Below are 19,581 nucleotides of genomic sequence, written 5' to 3' on the forward strand. Positions count from 1 at the left end.
CTAATTATGCCAATTGGCTGATTGCACGCCATAATTGTACATGACGGACCTTCCTTGGAAGGAAGCGTCCCATTTCTTCTTCATTATATCCAGCATGCAAGTTCTTATGGTCGAAAATGATCGGCCTGCGGAGTAGATCAGGGTTATCTTGAATAAGCTTGCAAAGATCATTAAGTGGTGTATTATTTATATCGATATTCAGGCTTTTGAATTTTTTGGAACGGGTTGAGATGATTTCATCTGTTCCGCCTTCCGTTTTACGTAAAATCTCTTTTATTTCTTCTATAGAAAGAGGTTGGGAATATAGGTTGCGTTCATTGTATGAAATTTCATTTTTCTTAAGCCAAGCTTTTGCTTTACGACAGGCTAAACTGCTTGGAGTAGTATAAATTGTTACCATTTAAAATCGACTCCTTCAAAGTTTCAAAGTTTTAAAGTTTATTGGAATGAATTTATTTTTACATTTGTGATACTCTTACTTTAACGTTTCTATGTGTCAGCAAGATGTCAAGAAAAATAAACTTAAAAGTTATTTCAAAAGAAAGGGAGAAAATGAAATGCAATCTGCCTTTAATGAAAAAAAAACCGATTCGGTGAAAATGCCGAACAAGCACCAGCATAGGCTCATAAATAAGATGGATGAGCGGATAGTATTATGACAGGGGATTTTTGGTCACCTGTCAGGCTATCGATACAGGTCGCAGGATTAGCGGGTATCCTTGTTTTCATTATCGGGATTATTCTTGCGCGTATGATGGCTAAAAAGCAATTCAGGGGAAGAGTCCTGTTGGAAACAGCATTTTTATTGCCGCTTGTTCTGCCTCCTTCTGTCGTAGGTTTTTTATTGATCGTGATTTTTGGGAATAATGGAATGCCAGGCCAATTCGTTGAAAGGGTTTTTGATCAGTCCCTGATGTTCACGTGGTGGGCGGCGGTCATTGCATCCACTGTGGTGGCTTTTCCGCTTATGTACCAATCCGCTAAAACAGGTTTTGAGGGCATTGATGAAGAAATTGAAAATGCAGCAAGGGTTGACGGTGCCGGCGAATGGAGATTGTTCCTGTTTGTATCCCTTCCATTGGCAGTCAAATCCATCGTCACAGGTGGCATATTGAGTTCTGCACGTGCGTTGGGGGAATTCGGGGCCACACTCATGTTTGCCGGAAACATTCCCGGACAGACACAAACGATACCAACGGCGATTTATATCGCCATGGACTCCGGGAATATGACATTGGCATGGCTATGGGTTGCGGTAATCATCGTCATTTCATTCATTATGCTTTTTGTCGTGACGTACATAAAATGAATGCTGTTTCTCGAAGCTGCTTATGAAAAAGAGAGGTGCGGCCTCTATGTCTTCTTTATGGGTGAAGCCGTTTTTTTCATAAAGCTTCCGCGCAGGCAGGTTCATTTTACCGGTCGATACGGATATCGTATCCCAGCCACCTTGTAATTGAAGAGCAGTCAACAGGGCATCCGCAATACCCTGCCGAAAATAATCGGGGTGGACGACCATTCGGCAAATACGCATTAGCCTATTTTCCTTTGTATAGGATATTGCTCCTGCTAAGGCATCCCCCTTTAAAAAGCATATGAACGATTCATTACATTGAATGAAATGTTCATATGTTTCCAATAATGGAGGGATATCGGCATAGCCGATCATATCCGCTTCCACCTTATAGGATGCTTTTTGAAGTTTATAAAGCTGCCGGCCATAATCGGAGTCCAAGTCCCGAATTTTCATGATCAATCAAATCACTCCCTTTCATTACATTATAATGGAAGAGGGAGATTATTGTTTCTTATCAGTCTGTGTTATAATCGACAAACAATATGAACTAATGAAATGAGGAAGAAATTTGTTAACATTTGAAGAAAAATTGAGCATCATTGAAACTTTTCCGGAATTACAGCGAAAAGACGTTTCATTGGGACGTGTGAATTTCCATTATCCGGAAAGTGTCCAGGAGAAAAAGATCGTCGTTCAGCATTTGCATCCTAATGGAAATGGATTCGTTTACGCCGGCCATATGAGAAAAAAAGATACTGACCGTAAAGGGTTCATCAATATACGTGACTATAATGAAGCGGAATTAAAAGAACTAATCAAAAAAAGCATGGAATATCTTTCTGAACCTCCTGTTGAAATCGAGGAAGAGGAAAACGAGTTCGCTAGGTTGGAAGGAACATGGATTGGACGTGAAAAGCAAGAGCTTTCACTTGAAAGGGAAGACCAACTTTGGAACGTGTATTCAGGTTCGAATCTGGAGGAGTGTTTCGAGAGTCCAGTAGAGGCGGAACGCTACTTATTGGACGAAGGCTTCCGTCAAAGCAAGAAGCGAAAAATGTAGAATTTTAGGATAATTTGTCGGTTGAATTACTGTGATAATCATGTTTTTTTTGGATTTCCCATGATATAATATTAGTAATTATTTTTGTTCGGAATAAGTTTGATAGAAGGATTTACTGTTATAGGATTCCTCTTGAAACATTATCCAGAACCAAAAATAGTAATAAAATGGATTTTTCCAAACACAGGAGGAACTATCATGGTACAAGGTAAAGTAAAATGGTTTAACGCAGAAAAAGGTTTCGGTTTCATCGAAGTTGAAGGCCAAGACGACGTATTCGTACATTTCTCAGCTATCCAAGGCGACGGCTTCAAAACGCTTGAAGAAGGCCAAGAAGTTTCTTTCGAAATCGAGCAAGGCGCTCGTGGACCACAAGCAGCTAACGTTCAAAAATAATTGAACGCATATAAAAAAAGACTCCGATTCTGGAGTCTTTTTATTTTTTTCCTTGTAAGGGAAGCCACGTTCATGCTTCTTTTTTTTCGGCCATTTCCTTCAATACTCTGTCCAATTTTTCTTCGATCCGTTTTGAACGATTAAAATGCCCTGTCAGGTAAAACACAATGAATATAACGAATACGACAAGCACTAGCATAAAAAGGATAGGCAGGAACTGAGTTATATTATCAGACATGTTTATCTCCTTTTTTCCTTCATTATACTTCATGTTCACCCTTGCTATGATACACGGAACTAAGTTTATTTTTAAAAAACTGAAAGGGATATGCGAAAATGCATATCTCCTTTCAGTCAGTTCTGGAATAGCGAGGCGAACTTTTGAAGTCTGGACAAGTCCGATTCTTGATACATTTGTTCTATCTTCAATGTCACCAATAACTGGCTCTTGGCAAATAACATGTCCCGGAAATGATCTACCGCCCCACAAAAATGATTGTAGTTGGTTTCACCAGTTCCGAATACTCCCGTTTTAAGATGAGCAATTGACAGCTGCTCCAGTTCTGTATAAAGTGCTGCTGATTTAGCAGGCAGCTCGCCGTTTCCCCATGTATAGGTACCAACGATCAATGCATCGTAATCCGGTAATGTACGTAAATCAAATTCATTCATTCGATATAGTTCAGATTTAGGTAATAGGGAAGCGATGGCTTCAGCAAGCGCTTTTGTATTGCCTCCGGCAGAATGATAGACAATGGCAACTTTATAGCTCATCGAACCCATTGCTGGCATTTACTTGACTGTATGTCCTAGACTTCTGTTCGAAGAAATCGGTTTTGGTAAGGCCGATGGATTCATCATCGAACGTTTTGATCCATGGCATCGGGTTCTCGCTATATTCTTTATACAAGTTTTCAAGGCCTAGCATGCGTAACCGTTTGTTGGCTATATATTCGATGTATTCATTGAATTCTTCCAAATCGAGATCGGCTTTGGTTTGGATATCTTCAAGCATATATTCAGACCATTCCTTTTCGAGTTCGACGGCTTTTTCAATCGTTGTATAAATGAACTTCGTGTTTTCTTCATTATTTAACTCAGGATATTCATACATCAAGATTTGAACGAGCATTCCAATGAAATCGAAATGGACCATTTCATCGCGATGAATATAGGATATCATCGTAGCCGAACCGGTCATAAGGTTCTGGCGTCCTAAATTATAATAGAAAGCGAAAGCCAAATAGAAATAGATCCCTTCGAGGTTCGTTGAATGGATCAGTGCCTCGAATAAATGCTGGGGGCTTGGATCGTCCACGAACGTTTGATAGGCATCCACGATCGGTTGATTACGCTTTATTACTTCAGGATGTTCTTTAATGCGGTCGAAAAGCTGTTTTTGCTTGCCTACTGGGATCAGGGAAGCAAGGATATAGGAATAAGATTCATTATGGATGGATTCCTGCTGGGCCATATTGGCCAGGATAGCTTTTGCCGCCGGATCTTTGATGTACCGAAGGATTTCTACTAAAGTGGGCGTTTGTAGACTGTCCATTCCAGCAATCATCGTAAGGATATCAAGAAAAGCGTCCTGGATATCTTCGTCCAATTCGCCCCACTGCTTTTTATCCTGAATCATGTTCACGCTCGATGGTTTCCAAAAGTTATTGATGAGCTGAGTATAGGTATCATAGAATTTTTCGTACTGAATATCGTTCCAAAGGAGAAAGCCTGAAGCTTCTCCTTTGAAAACACCTGTCGCTTTAGTTGGATGCGTTGGTTCCAGCATCCGGATCTTTTTGATATGATTTGTCATTCGTGAAAACTCCTTTAAGAGTAGATTACTGGGTTATGGTTGTCGTTAACTTGAACAGCTTTCGCAGGCATTGTCATATTCGGAAGAAGTTGAACGAACATAATATGTTGATTTCAACCCGGATTCCCAAGCGGTTAAATGTATATCCAATAGGACCTTGGCTTTGATTGTGTTGTGTACATACAGATTAAAGCTGATTGCTTGGTCAATATGGCGTTGGCGGGCAGCATTTTGCCTGATGCTTTCCAGTTGATCCAAATTAAATCGGGTCTTTTTATAATATTCATACGTATTTGGCGTCAAGCCTGGTGCGGTCACCTTGAATTTAAAGTTTTTCTTTTCCTCGTAAAATTCAATTTCATACAAAGGATCGATCCCATCCGTGGAATTACCGATCTTGGCGGTCGATGAATTGGGGGCAATGGCCATTAGATATCCATTACGGGTCCCGTGTTCCTGGACGTTTGCTTTTAAATCCATCCATTTTTGATCCGTATAGTCACGCAGTTCGAAATATTCCCCTGTATGCCAATCCGATCCTTCGAAATATGGGTACGTTCCTTTTTCCTTAGCCAATTCATTGGATGCCTTGATCGTTAAGTAAGCGATCTTTTCGTATAATGCATCGGCATATTCAACAGCCTCATCCGATTCCCAATAAATATTCTGTGTGGCAAGTAAATGATGCCATCCAAACGTTCCTAAACCAATTGCCCGGTAACGTTTGTTCGAGATGGATGCTTGCTTGACCGGAAGATTATTCACATCGATTACGTTATCCAGCATCCGGATCTGAATGGGAATCAACCTTTCCAAAACATCGCTGCTCACCGCACGGGGCAAGTTAATGGATGAAAGGTTGCAGACAACGAAATCGCCGCTTTTACGAACAACAACGACATCTCCATCTTCTGTTTCGTATTCATCGGTGATCGTCGAAGGGCTTAAGTTTTGAGCAATCTCGGTGCAAAGGTTAGAACAATAAATCATACCTTTATGTTTATTTGGATTCTTCCGGTTCACTTCATCGCGGTAGAACATATATGGTACGCCTTCTTCTAATTGAGAAATCATGATGCTTTTCATGATGTCCATCGCATTGATCTTTTCAAAGCTATAGTTTGGAAGCGAACCATTTTCTGCGGCCTCGACAGCAAGTGCATAATGATTCCTGAAGCTTCCTTCGCCTTTCTTCTCGTCGTAGAGGTCTTCAAGTGAGAATCCAAGGGTTTGCTTGACGGTATGCGGATCGAAAAGATACCATTCTTTTCTGTCACGTACAGCCTCCATGAATAAATCAGGAATGCATACACCCGTAAAAATATCATGGGCTTTTAATCTGTCATCCCCGTTTTGCGTCTTCAAATCAAGAAAGCTCATGATATCTTTATGCCAGGCATCCAAGTAAATCGCGATGGCACCTTTACGTTGCCCCAGTTGATCGACACTGACAGCTGTCTGGTTGAACAGTCGAATCCAAGGAGTCGTGCCGGAACTATTTCCAGAGAAACCACGGATATCGGAACCAAGCGAGCGGATCTTACCAACGTAAAGACCGACACCGCCGCCGAATTTTGATACTTTTGCGGCATCGTAGTTAGATAGGTAGATACCATCAATGGAATCTTCAATTGCGTCGATAAAGCAAGAGCTTAACTGTCCATGCGTTTTTCCTGCATTGGAGAGTGTAGGTGTCGCAACAGTCATATAAAGGTTGGACATTGCCCAGTAAGCTTCTTTGATAAGTTGCAGGCGGTGCTCCGTTTTTTCCAATCGCATGATTTCCATCGCGATGATCATGAAGCGCTCTTGGGGCAGTTCGTAGACCTTGTCCTTTTTTGGGCGGGCTAGGTAGCGATCGTTTAATAAGTAGATGCCTATGTAAGAAAATAATTTATCCTTTTCCGGGTCGATCACCGAACCCAATTCCTCAATTTCCGCTTTCGTATAAGAAGAGAGCAGTTCTGATTTATAGATGGGGTAACGCTGGCCTTCTGAAAGTTGGGAGAGTTCCGTGATCAGTTCATAGAATGGGCCATAACTCATGCCTTCATAACCTCGATTGGCTTGTGCATCCCTATACATCGCATTCAACAGTTCTGCTGCAGCAACGAACGTCCAATCGGGAGCATCGATATCGACACTTTCCAGAGCGAGCTGAATCAGTTTCTTTGATGCCTGTTCTTCGGTTGAGTCACTTTTGCGATCAAGCCATTTTGTAAAACGCTTCTTGAACTTTTCCATATCGAGACGGCCTTCAAATTCCTTCGATAACATCTCAAGCTGGATGGAATTCGTGTCGGTGTCATTTTCACTTATGGTAGAGTTATATGTTTGAGTCATTAATAATCCTCCTTGTAAACTTCCGCTAAAATAAAAAAAAACCGCCCAATGAATTGAGCGGATCAAACGATAGAATAAAAGAGCCATGAAAAAATAGCCATTATGCTATCGTTTCATCATCTCAATCCCCGAAGAATAAGAAACGTGAAAAATTCAAGGCAGGTCTCCTGACTCATGATCATCCTACTTTGAGTCCTTCCCGTATAGAGAGCTATACAGTGGTTTCTCATTTCGTCACATTTACAGTTGCGGGGACAGTTCCGGGTTCGCACCGGATTCCCTTTTCAGCCATCGCTGGCACCTTGGATTACAAAAAAATCTATATATAGTTATTGGTGTTGTTTATGTAATCAATATCTAGTATTTCTGCTTATATTATCGTAAGCCATATACGATGATAATTCAACTAATATATTTGAGAAAAACCAACCCTTATCTATTGACAAAGAGAAGGTAGAGGGTGAAAGAATGAAAGATTTTATTGGGGAATGGGTAATTCAAGCGCTGAATTTAGGGGATTTTGTGTTAAAATAAAGTGTATAGTAAAGGTGGCTCTCCTTTATTGCGATAAGGGGATTCGCGGAAAAATATTTATGAAAAAGGAGATAAAATCTTGGAAAAAGTATTAGTTTTTGGACATAAAAACCCGGATACAGACACAATCTGTTCAGCAATCGCTTATGCAGATCTGAAAAAGCAGTTAGGTATCAACGCTGAACCAGTTCGTCTGGGTGAAGTGAATGGTGAAACTCAATATGCGTTGGACCACTTCAAATTCGAAGCTCCTCGTCTTGTGGAAAAAGTGGCAGGGGAAGCTGATGGCGTGATCCTGGTCGATCACAATGAACGCCAGCAAAGTGCTGAAGATATTGACCAAGTACGTGTGTTGGAAGTTATCGACCATCACCGCATCGCTAACTTTGAAACAAGCGATCCTTTATATTACCGTGCGGAACCAGTTGGCTGTACGGCAACCATTTTAAATAAAATCTATAAAGAAAACGGCGTTGAAATCCCAAAAGCGATTGCAGGTCTTATGCTGTCTGCCATCATTTCGGATTCTTTATTGTTCAAATCGCCGACCTGCACGGAGCAAGACGTTGCAGCAGCTATGGAACTGGCTGATATTGCGGGAGTCAACGCTGAAACATATGGTTTGGAAATGTTGAAGGCGGGAGCTGACTTGAGCGACAAAACGATTGCCCAGCTTATCACTCTTGATGCAAAAGAATTCTCCATGGGCATGGCTAAAGTGGAGATAGCTCAGGTCAATGCTGTTGATCCGAACGAAGTCCTTGCTAAGCAAGCCGAACTAGAAGCAGCCATTGAATCGGTCATCGCTGTGAAGGAATTGGATTTATTCCTATTCGTAGTAACGGATATCCTGACCAATGATTCTGTTGCCTTGGCTCTTGGTAAAGCAGCCAACGCAGTGGAAAAAGCATATGACGTTTCATTAAACAATAACATCGCCGTCTTAGAGGGCGTTGTATCGCGTAAAAAACAAATCGTGCCGGTCTTAACGGGCGTATTCAGTAAATAATATAGGGAAAGGGGTGCTCATTAAAAACGTGGGCATCCTTTTTCTGTACATGCAAAAAAAGACTCAACCATCCATTTAAAGGTGTTTGAGTCTTTTTTCTTAATTCAAAGTTTCCTTTTCTTTTTCATAGGCGATGACAATCAGTTCTTTATTGGCTTCCTCGCCAAGTTTGCTTTCAAAGCTTTTCAGTTCATTCAATAAATCTGGTGACAGATTTGCTGCCGTATAATCCTGCTCGGATGTCATGCTTTTCGCTCCTTTCAAAAGGAAATATTTCATGTTATCTATTTTGTCGGTTTGAAAAGTTTCTATTCAGCAGAGTTTTACTTCTTCAAGAAATTTTACTTTCGGATGTAGCGAGTTTTTCCAGCAATAACGAACTTTCCTCATCGAGGCCTTGCACCTGGACAGGTGTACCTCGTAGCTGATATTTTAGGACAACCGTATCAACAGCACCGACTGCAGAAGCATCCCATATTTTAGAGAGGGAAAAGTCGATGATGATTGCATCGGCTTTTTCCTTGAAATCAAACTTCGAAACAAAGTCCTGGACCGAAGCGAAAAATATTTGTCCGCTAATACGATAAGTGATTTTCTTAGCATGGATGTCTTCCGTTTTCTCAACAGCCACTTTAGAAATTTTAGCTGAGAAGAAAATCATGCTCAAGAGCACTCCAGCCAATACCCCTTTTGATAAGTCATGCGTATATAGGACAATGAGGACCGTCACGATCATCACGGCTGCATCCGTCCTTGGAGCCTTATTGAGCCTCTTTAGGGAAGACCAGTCAAATGTCCCGATTGAAACCATGATCATGACTGCTGCAAGTGCAGCCATCGGTATTTTAATAAGGACGTCATTCAGTACCACGATTAATACCATAAGGAATGCGCCAGCTACAAAAGTGGAGAGTCGGCCCCTTCCTCCTGATTTAATATTGATACCGGATTGACCGATCATTGCACATCCTGCCATGCCGCCAAAACATCCGGCGATGATATTAGCAATTCCTTGGCCTTTGGCTTCCTTATTTTTATTACTGTCCGTGTCAGTCATTCCATCGACTATTTGAGCTGTCAATAACGATTCAAGCAACCCCACAAACGCCAGGGCAATGGAATATGGAAAAATGATCGCCAAAGTTTCGAAGGTCAAAGGGATGTCTGGAAGCATGAACATCGGAAGTGCTTCGGTCATTTGCCCCATATCCCCAACAGTCCGTACCGTAGCCCCCGTAGTAACTGCAACGATCGTCATGAATATGATGGCGACAAGTGGTGAAGGAATGACTTTCGAGATCAGCGGAAAAAGATAAATGATAGCTAATGAAACGGCTGTCATGACATACATGATCCATGTTTCGCCGACGAAATGGGTGAGCTGTGCCGTGAAAATCAAGATGGCTAAAGAATTCACGAAACCAGTCATGACTGGCTTTGGGATGAACTTCATTAATTTCCCGATTTTGAAAACCCCTAGTAAAATTTGGAGCAATCCCGTCAATATTGTTGCAGCAAGTAAATAGTTCAAGCCGTGATCTTTAACAAGATCGACCATGACGAGTGCCATTGCTCCAGTGGCAGCCGATATCATTCCCGGCCTTCCGCCGACAAAAGAGATGACGATGGCAATGCAGAATGAGGCATATAGACCAACCATTGGGTCTACACCAGCAATGATCGAAAAGGCAATCGCCTCTGGAATCAATGCCAAGGCAACGACAATTCCGGATAGAACATCTCCTCGAACGTTGCCAAACCATTCCTGTTTGTATGCAGATGTATTCAAAGAAACACTCCTTCTTTCTTTTACTTATGTGTGTTAATCTTCTTTTTTAACGCACTAAATTATAGCATGAGTACTTCTTTCTATCTATATGGATAATATAAACGACAAATTGAGGGCTATTCATGTCTTATCATTTACAGGCGAATGAACGGAGTATGCTCAGAAGGAAGATTTGGTGCAAGAAGTGCCAGTTCTATAATTGAGGAAACCAAGGCTGAAGAAACCTCGATCTTACTATACGATGAATCGGTAAACATTTTTTGTAAAGCACTTCGATAGGGTTTTCGAAACTGAATGAAACGATTATCCAAAAATGGGGGGATGAATTGCGGTGGGCATCCAGTTGTCGGTGAATTGGAATGATACATTTAGCCAATAAGGCAATGGACGCATTTAAATTGGGCTGTATTGAACTGGAAGTGGAGTTTATGCCTCCCCATTAAAACCTGATTGAAAGAGAGGCAGAATAAGCCTCGGAATGGGATCCTATGAAAGAACAACTGTACTTGAATATTAAGAAATCATCATGACTAAAGGGATGCTGTGATGCTTTTGATGATACCGGTCGAAAGGGAACTCGCAACTGCGTATTGGGAAGAAGCATACCATTATCTAGTGAACAGCCATTTTCAAGAAGCTTTCCTTGACGATGCATATGGAGGTGGGCGTTACCACAATTAAGCTGGAGGATTATCATTATGCCTACAAACAGGGCACGCATGCTTATAATGCCAATAGAATGGATTCCCGAAAGGATTTATATCAATGGGCATGAGGTAAAATGGATTTTTTTACCGGAACGAGATTTTCCCTTTTCAACATGCATGGAAGTGGTGAGGGGCCCTGTGTTAAGGGGCTATCCCTTTTCATTGATACTGGATTTACATTTTGGACATGTCACTTCTTTATAATGCTTGAACCTGATCTTTCGTAGATCGCTTCTGGTCAACATTGCGAATACATTATATCTTGTGCCGCAAGCACAAGTATTTTTATCTTTAACTATGTGTCTCTCATCCGTAGTAGCTGAATAAATGGTTGGAAAAAACATATATAACCCTCCTTTTTCTAATTTTAGGCAAATTAAAAAGGGGCAAGAAATAAATAATAAAGCGATCTAATTCAAGATAAATCTTGGCAGCCCGGCTGCCATGACAACTAAGTTGTTGGGTTAGGCCCGTGGCTTTGCGTCTTTTACTTTCATAAAATTTGCCTAAAATAATCTTAACATAAAATTGAAGTGCGGAAAAAATACTTATCAGTTTAATGGGTGGGGATGAAGATATTAAAGTGGTTAGCCCCAACGGTAACATTTAGCTTGTTTAATTCATTTTCTGTTGAATCCATCTTTACAAGGGTTGCATGTTATTCACTGAAAGGCTTGAAAGTGATCCGTTTCCAATCTTTTTTCTCGGTTTTCCTTCGATAATACCGCATTCACTTCAGTAACAAGATTTCCTTCTGCTATTTCCAATGATTTTTCTTCTAACTTTTTTTCGGAATCCGACCCAAACAAACCTGTTGAGAAGTAACCAGTACTACGGCTTTATGAGCATTAAGCATATAAAAGCCTGCTTTCTTCTGAAAGCAGGCCTTCGATTAATGTGATCTGGCCAACTCCGGATTGCGGTGCATCGCGAAATAGAGGACAAGTCCGGCGATGAGGAGCAAGGTGCTGGTCGTGATGAATACAGCGGAGAATCCATAGAAACCGGCGACCATTCCGCCCATTGCAGGTCCGATGATATTGCCTAAAAAGCGTAGACTCGTATTGTACCCAAGTACTTCCCCTTGCATTGTGACAGGCGCTTCCTGGCGAATGTAGGCAATCCTTACAGGGATGATGCCGCCTATGGCCATGCCGAGTAAGAACCGTACAAAAACAAGCTGCCAAAAATGATTGATGAAGGCACCAGGCAAGTAGACAAGTGCAGTCAGAAAAAGAAGCAGCACAAGAATCTTCACATGTCCATGCCGATCACCTATCTTACCCCAGTGACGCGCCATCAATAAATTCCCTAGGCCTGCTGCAGAAAAGGCGATACCTGAATAAAATCCAAGATTGGAAGTTCCATGCAGCTCGCCAACGTATAAAGAAAGAATGGGCTGGATGCTGAAGTGGGCAACTTGAACAAGGGTCGAAATGAGCATGACATTCACTAGGATCGGATTCCGTAAGATATGCGAAAGAACCTCCCTGCTTGTATAGCTCGACTTTGTTCCCTTTTGCCGTTCCATTTGATATTCCTTGGTTGCAAATACAAGAAGTCCAGAGATGAAAATGGTGATGGAGGTGAATTTAAAGGCGGTTGAATAGCCGAGTGTGTCTGCAAGAATGCCTCCAAGCAATGGCCCGAAAAGTGAACCAGTTATATTACCCGTTTGCAGTGTCCCCAGTACGCGTCCGGCAATTTCTTTCGGGGTCTGCGTTGATATGAAGGCCTGTGACATGGATATGAAGCCAGTGAAAATTCCCGTGAACATCCTTAAGACGAATAGCTGCCAAACATTTTCAACGAATCCCATCAAGAAAATGGACAGTCCCATCCCAAAGGCACAGGCAATCAAGATTTTCTTTCTGCCATACCGGTCACCAATCCGTCCCCAAATGGGGGAAAATAAAAAGGCAGTCACAAAAGTGATCCCAAATGTCCATCCGGACCAATGCTGGATGTATTGAGTCGAATAATCCCCGAATGTTCCAATGTATAAAGATATGAATGGAAGAACCATCGTCATGCTTCCGCCTATGAAGAAGTTGGCGAACCACATGATGAAAAGATTCCGTTTAGCTACTTTATGAGCATTCATTTTACATACAACACTTCTTTCCTCCGAAAAAAAACTTCGGGTTCCTAAATAATAGTATACAGAAATTAGCTGATTTTTTAAACGAATTTGATTTTTGATGATAAAAACTGGTTTTTTAATGAATGTGCAAATGGTATAATGTGAAAATATTGATTTTTCAGAAAAATTAGATAAAATGAAAAGCGTTCATTTTTCAAATTAAAGGAGTTTTCAGCATGTTAACTATTTTAGGATTTTGCATGATTTTAACGTTTCTGGTCTTAGTCATCACAAAGCGTCTATCCGTTGTCGTCGCTTTTATCTTCACGGCGATAGCTTTTGGTCTGATTGGCGGGTTTGCATCTGAAATGGGAGATATGATGGTGGCAGGTATTTTAAAGGTTACACCGACAGCAGTCATGATCGTTTTTGCTATTTTATATTTTGGTTTAATGATTGACGTTGGTTTATTCGAGCCGATGATCGCGAAAATACTGAGTTTTGTAAAAGGCGATCCGCTAAAGGTTGTCATGGCAACCGCCATTATAACCATATTGGTAGGTTTGGATGGAGACGGTTCTTCCACATTCATGATCACCGTTTCGGCCATGCTTCCGCTTTATATGAAATTAGGGATGAACAGGCTCGTACTGGCCTGTGTCGTTGGTTTAGGTGCTGGGGTCATGAATATGATTCCATGGGGCGGTCCTTTGGTGAGAGCGGCCGCTAGCCTTCAAGTTGAAGTATCGGAGTTATTCCTTCCTCTCATTCCGGTCATGATTTGCGGGCTTATATGGACTCTTTTTTCGGCATATGTACTTGGCAAAAAGGAAAGGGAGAGATTAGGAGTCAGTTCGAAGGAGACGACCATGCCACCTGGTATGAGTGAACAGGCTGCAGCTGTTGAAACCACACCTAAAGGAACATCCAAGTTATTTTGGTTTAATTGGCTCTTGACGATTTTACTGATGGTATTGTTAGTGATGGAAGTGCTGCCAATTCAAATCCTATTTGCCTCCGCCTTTGCGATTGCATTATTTGTTAACTTTCCGAACCCACAAGAACAGCAGGAAAGGATTTTAAGTCATGCCAATAGTTTCGTGATGATCTGTACGCTCATTTTCGCTGCAGGAATATTTACAGGTTTATTCACAGAAACAAAGATGATGGACTCGATGGCAGCTTCAATCGTAACCGTCATTCCGGATTGGCTTGGGGCACATTTGCCGCTTGTGGTAGCGCTAACGAGTATTCCGATGGGGTTCATATTCTCACCTGATGCCTATTACTTTGGCATTCTACCAATCATAAGTGAAACGGCATCGAACTTCGGTATTGCCCCTGTAGAAATCGGAAGGGCCGCTTTATTAGGTCATTCGACCACAGGGTTCCCATTATCGCCATTGGTGCCTGCAACATTCATATTGATTGGTCTTGTAGGCGTGGATTTTGGGGATCATCAAAAATTCCTGTTTAAATGGGCGTTTGGGTCAACGATCATCATGACAATCGCAGCCATTACTTTCGGTGTCATCACTTTGTAAAATGTGAGCCCATTAAGCTATAATGTATAATTCTTGTCTGTGTATTTAGTAAGGGGCTCACTCTCACTGATGTAATCTATTTTCCTATTTATCCCGCTTTCTGTTTATTCTTCCATAATAGTGGAAAGTAATAAGAGGAATATACATAAAGAGAGTGAGGGAATTTATCATGAATTATAAACAAAAACTCGTGCTTCCTATGTGTGCTGCCTTTTTACTGTATGGATGTAATTCTGCTGATGATTCAAATCAGGCCGACAAAAATGCCGAGGACATGAATACGATGGGACAAGGAACACAAACAGAGGTTGATCCGCAGGTTAAAGCGGAAATGAAAGATGTAGAAGGTAAAACGCTTGGTACGGTAAACTTTACCGCGGAAGAAAATGCTGTAGTGATCGAGACCGCTTTGGAAGGCCTTGAGCCAGGCTATCACGGATTCCATGTTCACGAAAACGCAGCATGTGAAGCGGATGCTAAGGATGGCCCTTTCACTACAGCGGGGGGGCACTTCAATCCAACTGATGAAACCCACTCGAATCATGCAGGGGACATGCCCCCTCTCTATGTAAATGAAGATGGGACAGCGAAGTATACGGCAACATTGGATAACATGACAGTGGACCAACTGAAGAAAGAGGAGTTGGCTGTCATCGTTCATGCAAATCCAGACAACTTTGCCAATATCCCTGACCGTTATGAAGCCAATAGAGAAAAAGGACCTGATGAAGATACCTTGAAAACTGGTGATGCAGGCGATCGACAAGCTTGCGGAATTGTTGTCAGTTCAGAGGAGAATTAAATTTAATGAAGCAAGAGCGATTCTTCTAAAGGGGAATCGCTTTTTTTCATTTAAATAAAACTAAGAAAGACTATAATTAATAAGAATAGTTGCACCCATACAAAAAATTTAATGATGAGCACAGCCCAAGTGTTCCTTCGTAAGCCAAAGTATAGAATGGTACAGAAAAAAAATAAACTCATACTGCCACGAAAAATCGGATAACTTGAATTAGTATCCACAAAAAATAGAACGATATTGACTAACGCTGTTAAGATAAATAAAAAGATGTAGGCCTTAAAAATCCTTTCTTTTCGTTGGAATTCATGTTGAAATTGATACATCGAATAATCCCCCAACTTATACCTTTTATTAAAATATAACATACACTTAGCTTACGTTTCCTCCTTGTTTCTACAAGTGTTCATGAAATAAGAATCTTTCATAAAATATAAATATGAGCCATTTTTCGGCAGTACTTGGGCTAAATTCTTTTGTTTTAAAAAGGGTTTTTCTATTTATATATAGAAGTAAGAGTAAGGATTGAATTTTAGGGTAGTTAGTTTGGAAGTTTATTGATTGCCAAAATGTATTGAAAAATTTATGAGGATATAATAAAAAACCCGAATAGGGATCATGTCCACTGATTCGGGTTTGGCTGATTATTTTGCTGTAATGGTTTCTTCAATTCGCTGTAATCTCTCAGCCACTTCTTCTTCAGAAAGGTTATGCTCGACTACATAGCGGTTACGCGGATGCACTCGGCATTCGTGGGTACAGCTACGCATATATTTGTGTTCGTTCTCTTCACTGCAAAGGATTTTCTTGTTGCATTCGGGGTTAGCGCAATTGACATAGCGTTCACAAGGCTCCCCGGAATAAATATCGCGTCCGACAATGACGTGTTCCTTTTGATTGATGGGTACGGCAATTCTTTCATCGAATACATACATTTGGCCATCCCAAAGGTCGCCTTGTACTTCTGGATCCTTCCCGTATGTCGCGATGCCGCCATGCAGCTGGCTAACATCCTCAAAGCCTTCTTCGACAAGCCAGCCGGAGAACTTCTCGCAGCGGATGCCGCCTGTGCAGTACGTAAGGATTTTTTTACCTTCGAACATTTGTTTATTTTCACGGACCCAATCCGGAAGTTCCCGGAAATTCGTGATTTCCGGCTTGATTGCACCCCTGAAATGTCCTAGATCATATTCATAGTCATTTCTGGCATCAAGGACGATAGTATTTTCATCTTGCATTTGCTCGAAGAATTCCTTCGGGCTCAAATATTGGCCTGTCGTCCGGTTCGGGTTGATGTCATCTTCCAGACGAAGAGTGACAAGTTCATTGCGTGGACGAACATGCATTTTTTTGAAAGCATGGCCATCGGCTTCATCTATTTTAAACACGATATCGGCAAAGCGGGGATCTGCTTTCATCATGTCCATATATTGGTTGGTTTGTTCGATCGTACCTGAAACAGTCCCGTTGATACCTTCTGATGCCACCAGGATACGGCCTTTCAATTCAAGTGCTTTACATGCCGCAAGATGCTCGGCTGCGAATTCTTCGTGATTCTCGATAGGTACATACAAATAATAAAGTAATACTCTATATGGTTTTGTTTCCATTTTTTATTTACCACCTATGTTTTATATTTGCAAGATATAAAGGGTGATCATTAAGACACTTTTCTCTTACAGACAATCATTATACCAAGAAAACTTAAAAATGATAAGGGCATAAAGAAAAATCAAAAGGAGTTGTGTGGAATGTTTAAAGATTTACTGAAATATCCAATCATTCAAGCACCGATGGCAGGAGGAGCCTCCACTCCAAAGCTTGCGGCTTCCGTATCCAATGCAGGAGGATTGGGCTTTCTCGCAGCTGGCTATAAGACTGCAGAAGAGATGAAGGACGAGATAGGGCAGACTCGTCAATTGACCGAACGCCCTTTTGGTGTGAATGTATTTGTGCCAGGCAACGAAGTGGTGGATGAAACGTTATTATCTGCCTATGGTGAAAAAATCAAAAAAGAGGCTGAGAGTGTAGGGGCTGAGGTTGGAAAAGCCGATAGTGATGAGGATGATTGGGGAAATAAACTAACTGCATTAATGGAGGCTCGGGTCGCTGTCGTCAGTTTTACGTTTGGCTGTCCTTCGGAAAATGTAATAAGGGAGCTACAAAGTGCAGGTTCCCATATTGCCGTGACAGTGACCAACCTACAGGAAGCAAAAAGGGCGGCAAGTGCAGGTGCCGATGTTCTATGTGTCCAGGGGATTGAGGCAGGAGGGCATCGAGCAAGCTTTGAAAACTGCTCAGAAGACGATTATGGTCTCTTAGTTCTAATACGGATGATTGAAAATGAACTGAAGTTACCGATCATTGCGGCAGGTGGACTGATGCGTGGAAAGGATATCGCTGCCGTGCTCGCAGCGGGAGCAACAGCCGCACAATTGGGAACAGCTTTCCTACGCTGTCCCGAAAGCGGGGCAAGTCCCGTTCATAAGGCAGCTCTCGGAAATCCGCGCTTTACTCATACCTCTGTTACCCGCGCCTTCAGCGGCAGGAGGGCACGCGGGCTGGTGAATCATTTTTTAATGGAATATGATAGCGTTGCACCAGCCGCCTATCCTTATGTCCATCACATGACCAAGCATATGCGAAAAGCGGCAGGACAAAAAAACAATCCTGAATTGATGGCGTTGTGGGCAGGACAGGGGTATAAATTGAGCAGGGACCTTCCGGCATCAGAATTGATGGAACTTCTTGTAGAAGAACTAAAATGAGAAGGGTTTGAATGGAAATGGAGATAAGGGAATTATTGAGGGAGGAGTCCCCGCCGATGCATTTGTTGCTTTTGGCTGATCCTTCAAGGAAATTGGTGGAAGCATACTTGGGAAGTGGGACGTGCTTTGTTGCCGAGATGGATAAGCGAATGATTGGAGTCTATGTTTTGCTGCAAAAAGGTCCTGAACTGATAGAGATAATGAACATCGCAGTGGACGAACGGCACCATGGAAAAGGAATCGGTAAACAATTGATTGGACACGCCATAAGCCATGCAAGGGAACAAGGTTATAAAACGATTGAAATCGGAACTGGGAATTCGGGGATAGGACAACTTGCCCTTTACCAAAAATGCGGTTTTAGAATAACTGGGATCGATCGCGACTTTTTTAATATAAACTATACCGAGGCCATTTATGAAAATGGGATTCAGTGTCAGGATATGATCCGCTTGTCAAAAAGTATTTGATGGGAACGGGAGACTAAGCAATGATCAATTATAGGGAATAGCTTTACAGACAAAAGTGCGGGTCGAATTGCTTAGGGGGAATGAACTTGTTCTTTGGAGATATGATTTATCTTGTTTTTGCTTTACTAATGCCGCTTTTATTTGCAATTGTCGTTTTCATATTCATTCGATCAACGAAAAGTAAAAAGGATTCTTTAGCGAGGATTGAATCGGATCATAAAGACTCACCTGAAAAATAGAGCAAGAGAAAAAGAGTGTCCAAAATGAGCGGTACTCTTTTTCTCCATCTTCATTTTTCCAAAAAAGCTTCCAAATTCTTTTTCACACAGGGCCATTCGTGCTCGAGGATGCTGTAAACCACCGTATTCCTTATCCTTCCATCTTGCAGTTTTTTCTCCATCCGTAAAATGCCTTCTTCAAGTGCGCCGAGCCTAGCTATTGCTGCACGTGATCTTTTGTTCAATTCGTCCGTCCTGAATTCAACCCGTTTCATATGCCACTTTTCAAAAGCATGCTTCAATAGCAGGTACTTACATTCTGTGTTTATGGCTGTTCGCCATTTGTCGGGATGATACCAAGTCGCACCGATTTCCAGAGATTGATTATCAAATTGAATATTTCTTAAGCTAGTGCTGCCAACTATCGCATCGTTAGCCTGATCGATTACGACAAACGGATGATGAAGTTCTTGTTCCCTAGCCCGAATTCCTTCCTTTACATAGGAAATCGCCTCTTCATATGACAAGATCTTTGTGGCGCTCCATTTCCATATTTCAGATGACAGGGAAGCGGCGTAAATCGGTTCGATATGATGATCCATCATTGGGGTGAGTATCACGTGTTTCCCGAATAATTCGATATGCTCCATAGTATCCTCCTCTTGTTTGATATCCTCATTATAAAAATAATCTGGTCCTGCAATAAGGACCAAAGCTGATATAATTTATGGAACCAGTTTTAAGGAGG

22 protein-coding genes and 2 riboswitches are annotated in these 19,581 nt (G+C 41.6%); of the genes, 10 read left to right on the forward strand and 12 right to left on the reverse strand.

Features of this window, described 5'->3' with window-relative positions:
* Positions 1-4: 4 nt before the first annotated feature.
* Positions 5-400, reverse strand: a complete 396-nt coding sequence (gene spx / locus QUF78_RS06055; protein ID WP_057912582.1) for a transcriptional regulator Spx — start codon at positions 398-400, stop codon at positions 5-7.
* Between the two features lie 255 nt (positions 401-655).
* Here spx and modB point away from each other — a divergent pair, with 255 nt between their 5' ends.
* Positions 656-1,309 (forward strand): molybdate ABC transporter permease subunit, encoded by a 654-nt coding sequence (modB, locus tag QUF78_RS06060; RefSeq protein WP_289323970.1) that lies wholly within the window; start codon positions 656-658, stop codon positions 1,307-1,309.
* On the opposite strand, the gene QUF78_RS06065 is transcribed toward modB, so the two are convergent.
* Positions 1,271-1,750 carry a GNAT family N-acetyltransferase gene (locus QUF78_RS06065; protein WP_289327245.1) on the reverse strand — a complete coding sequence of 160 codons (480 nt, stop codon included), beginning with the start codon at positions 1,748-1,750 and terminating at the stop codon, positions 1,271-1,273. The two genes, modB and QUF78_RS06065, sit on opposite strands and share 39 nt — an antisense overlap.
* Before the next feature lie 115 nt (positions 1,751-1,865).
* Between QUF78_RS06065 and QUF78_RS06070 the strand changes: the two genes are divergently transcribed.
* Both QUF78_RS06070 and cspD read left to right on the forward strand, forming a co-directional pair.
* Positions 1,866-2,357: a hypothetical protein gene (locus QUF78_RS06070; protein ID WP_289317650.1), complete on the forward strand. Its 492-nt coding sequence runs from the start codon at positions 1,866-1,868 to the stop codon at positions 2,355-2,357.
* Between the two features lie 198 nt (positions 2,358-2,555).
* Complete coding sequence (gene cspD / locus QUF78_RS06075; protein ID WP_289323971.1) at positions 2,556-2,753, forward strand: cold-shock protein CspD; 198 nt, start codon at positions 2,556-2,558, stop codon at positions 2,751-2,753.
* Positions 2,754-2,823: 70 nt separating this feature from the next.
* Here the strand turns inward: cspD and QUF78_RS06080 are convergent, their stop codons facing one another.
* From QUF78_RS06080 to QUF78_RS06095, 4 genes are all read right to left on the reverse strand, one after another.
* On the reverse strand, positions 2,824-2,991 hold the full coding sequence (locus tag QUF78_RS06080; protein WP_289323972.1) for a hypothetical protein: 168 nt from the start codon (positions 2,989-2,991) through the stop codon (positions 2,824-2,826).
* Between the two features lie 116 nt (positions 2,992-3,107).
* Positions 3,108-3,527 (reverse strand): flavodoxin domain-containing protein, encoded by a 420-nt coding sequence (locus QUF78_RS06085; protein ID WP_289323973.1) that lies wholly within the window; start codon positions 3,525-3,527, stop codon positions 3,108-3,110.
* Complete coding sequence (locus QUF78_RS06090; RefSeq protein WP_289317647.1) at positions 3,517-4,569, reverse strand: ribonucleotide-diphosphate reductase subunit beta; 1,053 nt, start codon at positions 4,567-4,569, stop codon at positions 3,517-3,519. Before QUF78_RS06090 ends, QUF78_RS06085 begins: the two co-directional genes overlap by 11 nt.
* A gap of 45 nt (positions 4,570-4,614) precedes the next feature.
* A complete protein-coding gene (locus QUF78_RS06095; RefSeq protein ID WP_289323974.1) occupies positions 4,615-6,912 on the reverse strand; it encodes a ribonucleoside-diphosphate reductase subunit alpha in 2,298 nt (765 codons plus the stop codon).
* A gap of 140 nt (positions 6,913-7,052) precedes the next feature.
* Positions 7,053-7,232: riboswitch (cobalamin riboswitch) on the reverse strand.
* A 293-nt stretch (positions 7,233-7,525) separates the two neighbouring features.
* Here QUF78_RS06095 and QUF78_RS06100 point away from each other — a divergent pair.
* Positions 7,526-8,455, forward strand: a complete 930-nt coding sequence (locus QUF78_RS06100; RefSeq protein WP_289323975.1) for a manganese-dependent inorganic pyrophosphatase — start codon at positions 7,526-7,528, stop codon at positions 8,453-8,455.
* A 99-nt stretch (positions 8,456-8,554) separates the two neighbouring features.
* Here QUF78_RS06100 and QUF78_RS06105 read toward each other — a convergent pair whose 3' ends face one another.
* From QUF78_RS06105 to QUF78_RS06115, 3 genes are all read right to left on the reverse strand, one after another.
* Positions 8,555-8,701, reverse strand: coding sequence for a hypothetical protein (locus tag QUF78_RS06105; protein ID WP_289323976.1), 147 nt, complete (start codon positions 8,699-8,701; stop codon positions 8,555-8,557).
* Between the two features lie 85 nt (positions 8,702-8,786).
* Positions 8,787-10,244 carry a SulP family inorganic anion transporter gene (locus tag QUF78_RS06110; RefSeq protein ID WP_289323977.1) on the reverse strand — a complete coding sequence of 486 codons (1,458 nt, stop codon included), beginning with the start codon at positions 10,242-10,244 and terminating at the stop codon, positions 8,787-8,789.
* A gap of 134 nt (positions 10,245-10,378) precedes the next feature.
* Entirely contained in the window at positions 10,379-10,612 is a 234-nt protein-coding gene (locus QUF78_RS06115; RefSeq protein WP_289323978.1) for a hypothetical protein, read from the reverse strand.
* 178 nt (positions 10,613-10,790) lie between these two features.
* Here QUF78_RS06115 and QUF78_RS06120 point away from each other — a divergent pair, with 178 nt between their 5' ends.
* Complete coding sequence (locus QUF78_RS06120) at positions 10,791-10,925, forward strand: hypothetical protein (RefSeq protein ID WP_289323979.1); 135 nt, start codon at positions 10,791-10,793, stop codon at positions 10,923-10,925.
* Between the two features lie 452 nt (positions 10,926-11,377).
* Positions 11,378-11,468, reverse strand: a riboswitch (cyclic di-GMP riboswitch).
* A gap of 375 nt (positions 11,469-11,843) precedes the next feature.
* Here QUF78_RS06120 and QUF78_RS06125 read toward each other — a convergent pair.
* On the reverse strand, positions 11,844-13,055 hold the full coding sequence (locus tag QUF78_RS06125; protein WP_289323980.1) for an MFS transporter: 1,212 nt from the start codon (positions 13,053-13,055) through the stop codon (positions 11,844-11,846).
* 197 nt (positions 13,056-13,252) lie between these two features.
* On the opposite strand from QUF78_RS06125, the gene QUF78_RS06130 reads away from it, so the two are divergent.
* Together QUF78_RS06130 and QUF78_RS06135 are read left to right on the forward strand one after the other, a co-directional pair.
* Entirely contained in the window at positions 13,253-14,578 is a 1,326-nt protein-coding gene (locus QUF78_RS06130; RefSeq protein ID WP_289327246.1) for a CitMHS family transporter, read from the forward strand.
* A gap of 169 nt (positions 14,579-14,747) precedes the next feature.
* Positions 14,748-15,380, forward strand: coding sequence for a superoxide dismutase family protein (locus QUF78_RS06135; RefSeq protein WP_289323981.1), 633 nt, complete (start codon positions 14,748-14,750; stop codon positions 15,378-15,380).
* Between the two features lie 641 nt (positions 15,381-16,021).
* Here the strand turns inward: QUF78_RS06135 and trhO are convergent.
* On the reverse strand, positions 16,022-16,987 hold the full coding sequence (trhO, locus tag QUF78_RS06140; protein ID WP_289317637.1) for an oxygen-dependent tRNA uridine(34) hydroxylase TrhO: 966 nt from the start codon (positions 16,985-16,987) through the stop codon (positions 16,022-16,024).
* A 141-nt stretch (positions 16,988-17,128) separates the two neighbouring features.
* Between trhO and QUF78_RS06145 the strand changes: the two genes are divergently transcribed.
* The 3 genes from QUF78_RS06145 (at position 17,129) to QUF78_RS06155 (ending at position 18,854) form a co-directional block, all read left to right on the forward strand.
* Positions 17,129-18,145 carry a nitronate monooxygenase gene (locus tag QUF78_RS06145; RefSeq protein WP_289323982.1) on the forward strand — a complete coding sequence of 339 codons (1,017 nt, stop codon included), beginning with the start codon at positions 17,129-17,131 and terminating at the stop codon, positions 18,143-18,145.
* A gap of 17 nt (positions 18,146-18,162) precedes the next feature.
* Positions 18,163-18,615, forward strand: coding sequence for a GNAT family N-acetyltransferase (locus QUF78_RS06150; RefSeq protein ID WP_289327247.1), 453 nt, complete (start codon positions 18,163-18,165; stop codon positions 18,613-18,615).
* A gap of 86 nt (positions 18,616-18,701) precedes the next feature.
* Positions 18,702-18,854 (forward strand): hypothetical protein, encoded by a 153-nt coding sequence (locus QUF78_RS06155; protein ID WP_289323983.1) that lies wholly within the window; start codon positions 18,702-18,704, stop codon positions 18,852-18,854.
* A gap of 50 nt (positions 18,855-18,904) precedes the next feature.
* Here the strand turns inward: QUF78_RS06155 and QUF78_RS06160 are convergent, their stop codons facing one another.
* Entirely contained in the window at positions 18,905-19,483 is a 579-nt protein-coding gene (locus QUF78_RS06160) for a GNAT family N-acetyltransferase (RefSeq protein WP_289323984.1), read from the reverse strand.
* Positions 19,484-19,581: the final 98 nt, after the last annotated feature.

Origin of the sequence: Peribacillus sp. ACCC06369 (genome assembly GCF_030348945.1) — a bacterium.
Taxonomy (GTDB): Bacteria; Bacillota; Bacilli; order Bacillales; family DSM-1321; genus Peribacillus.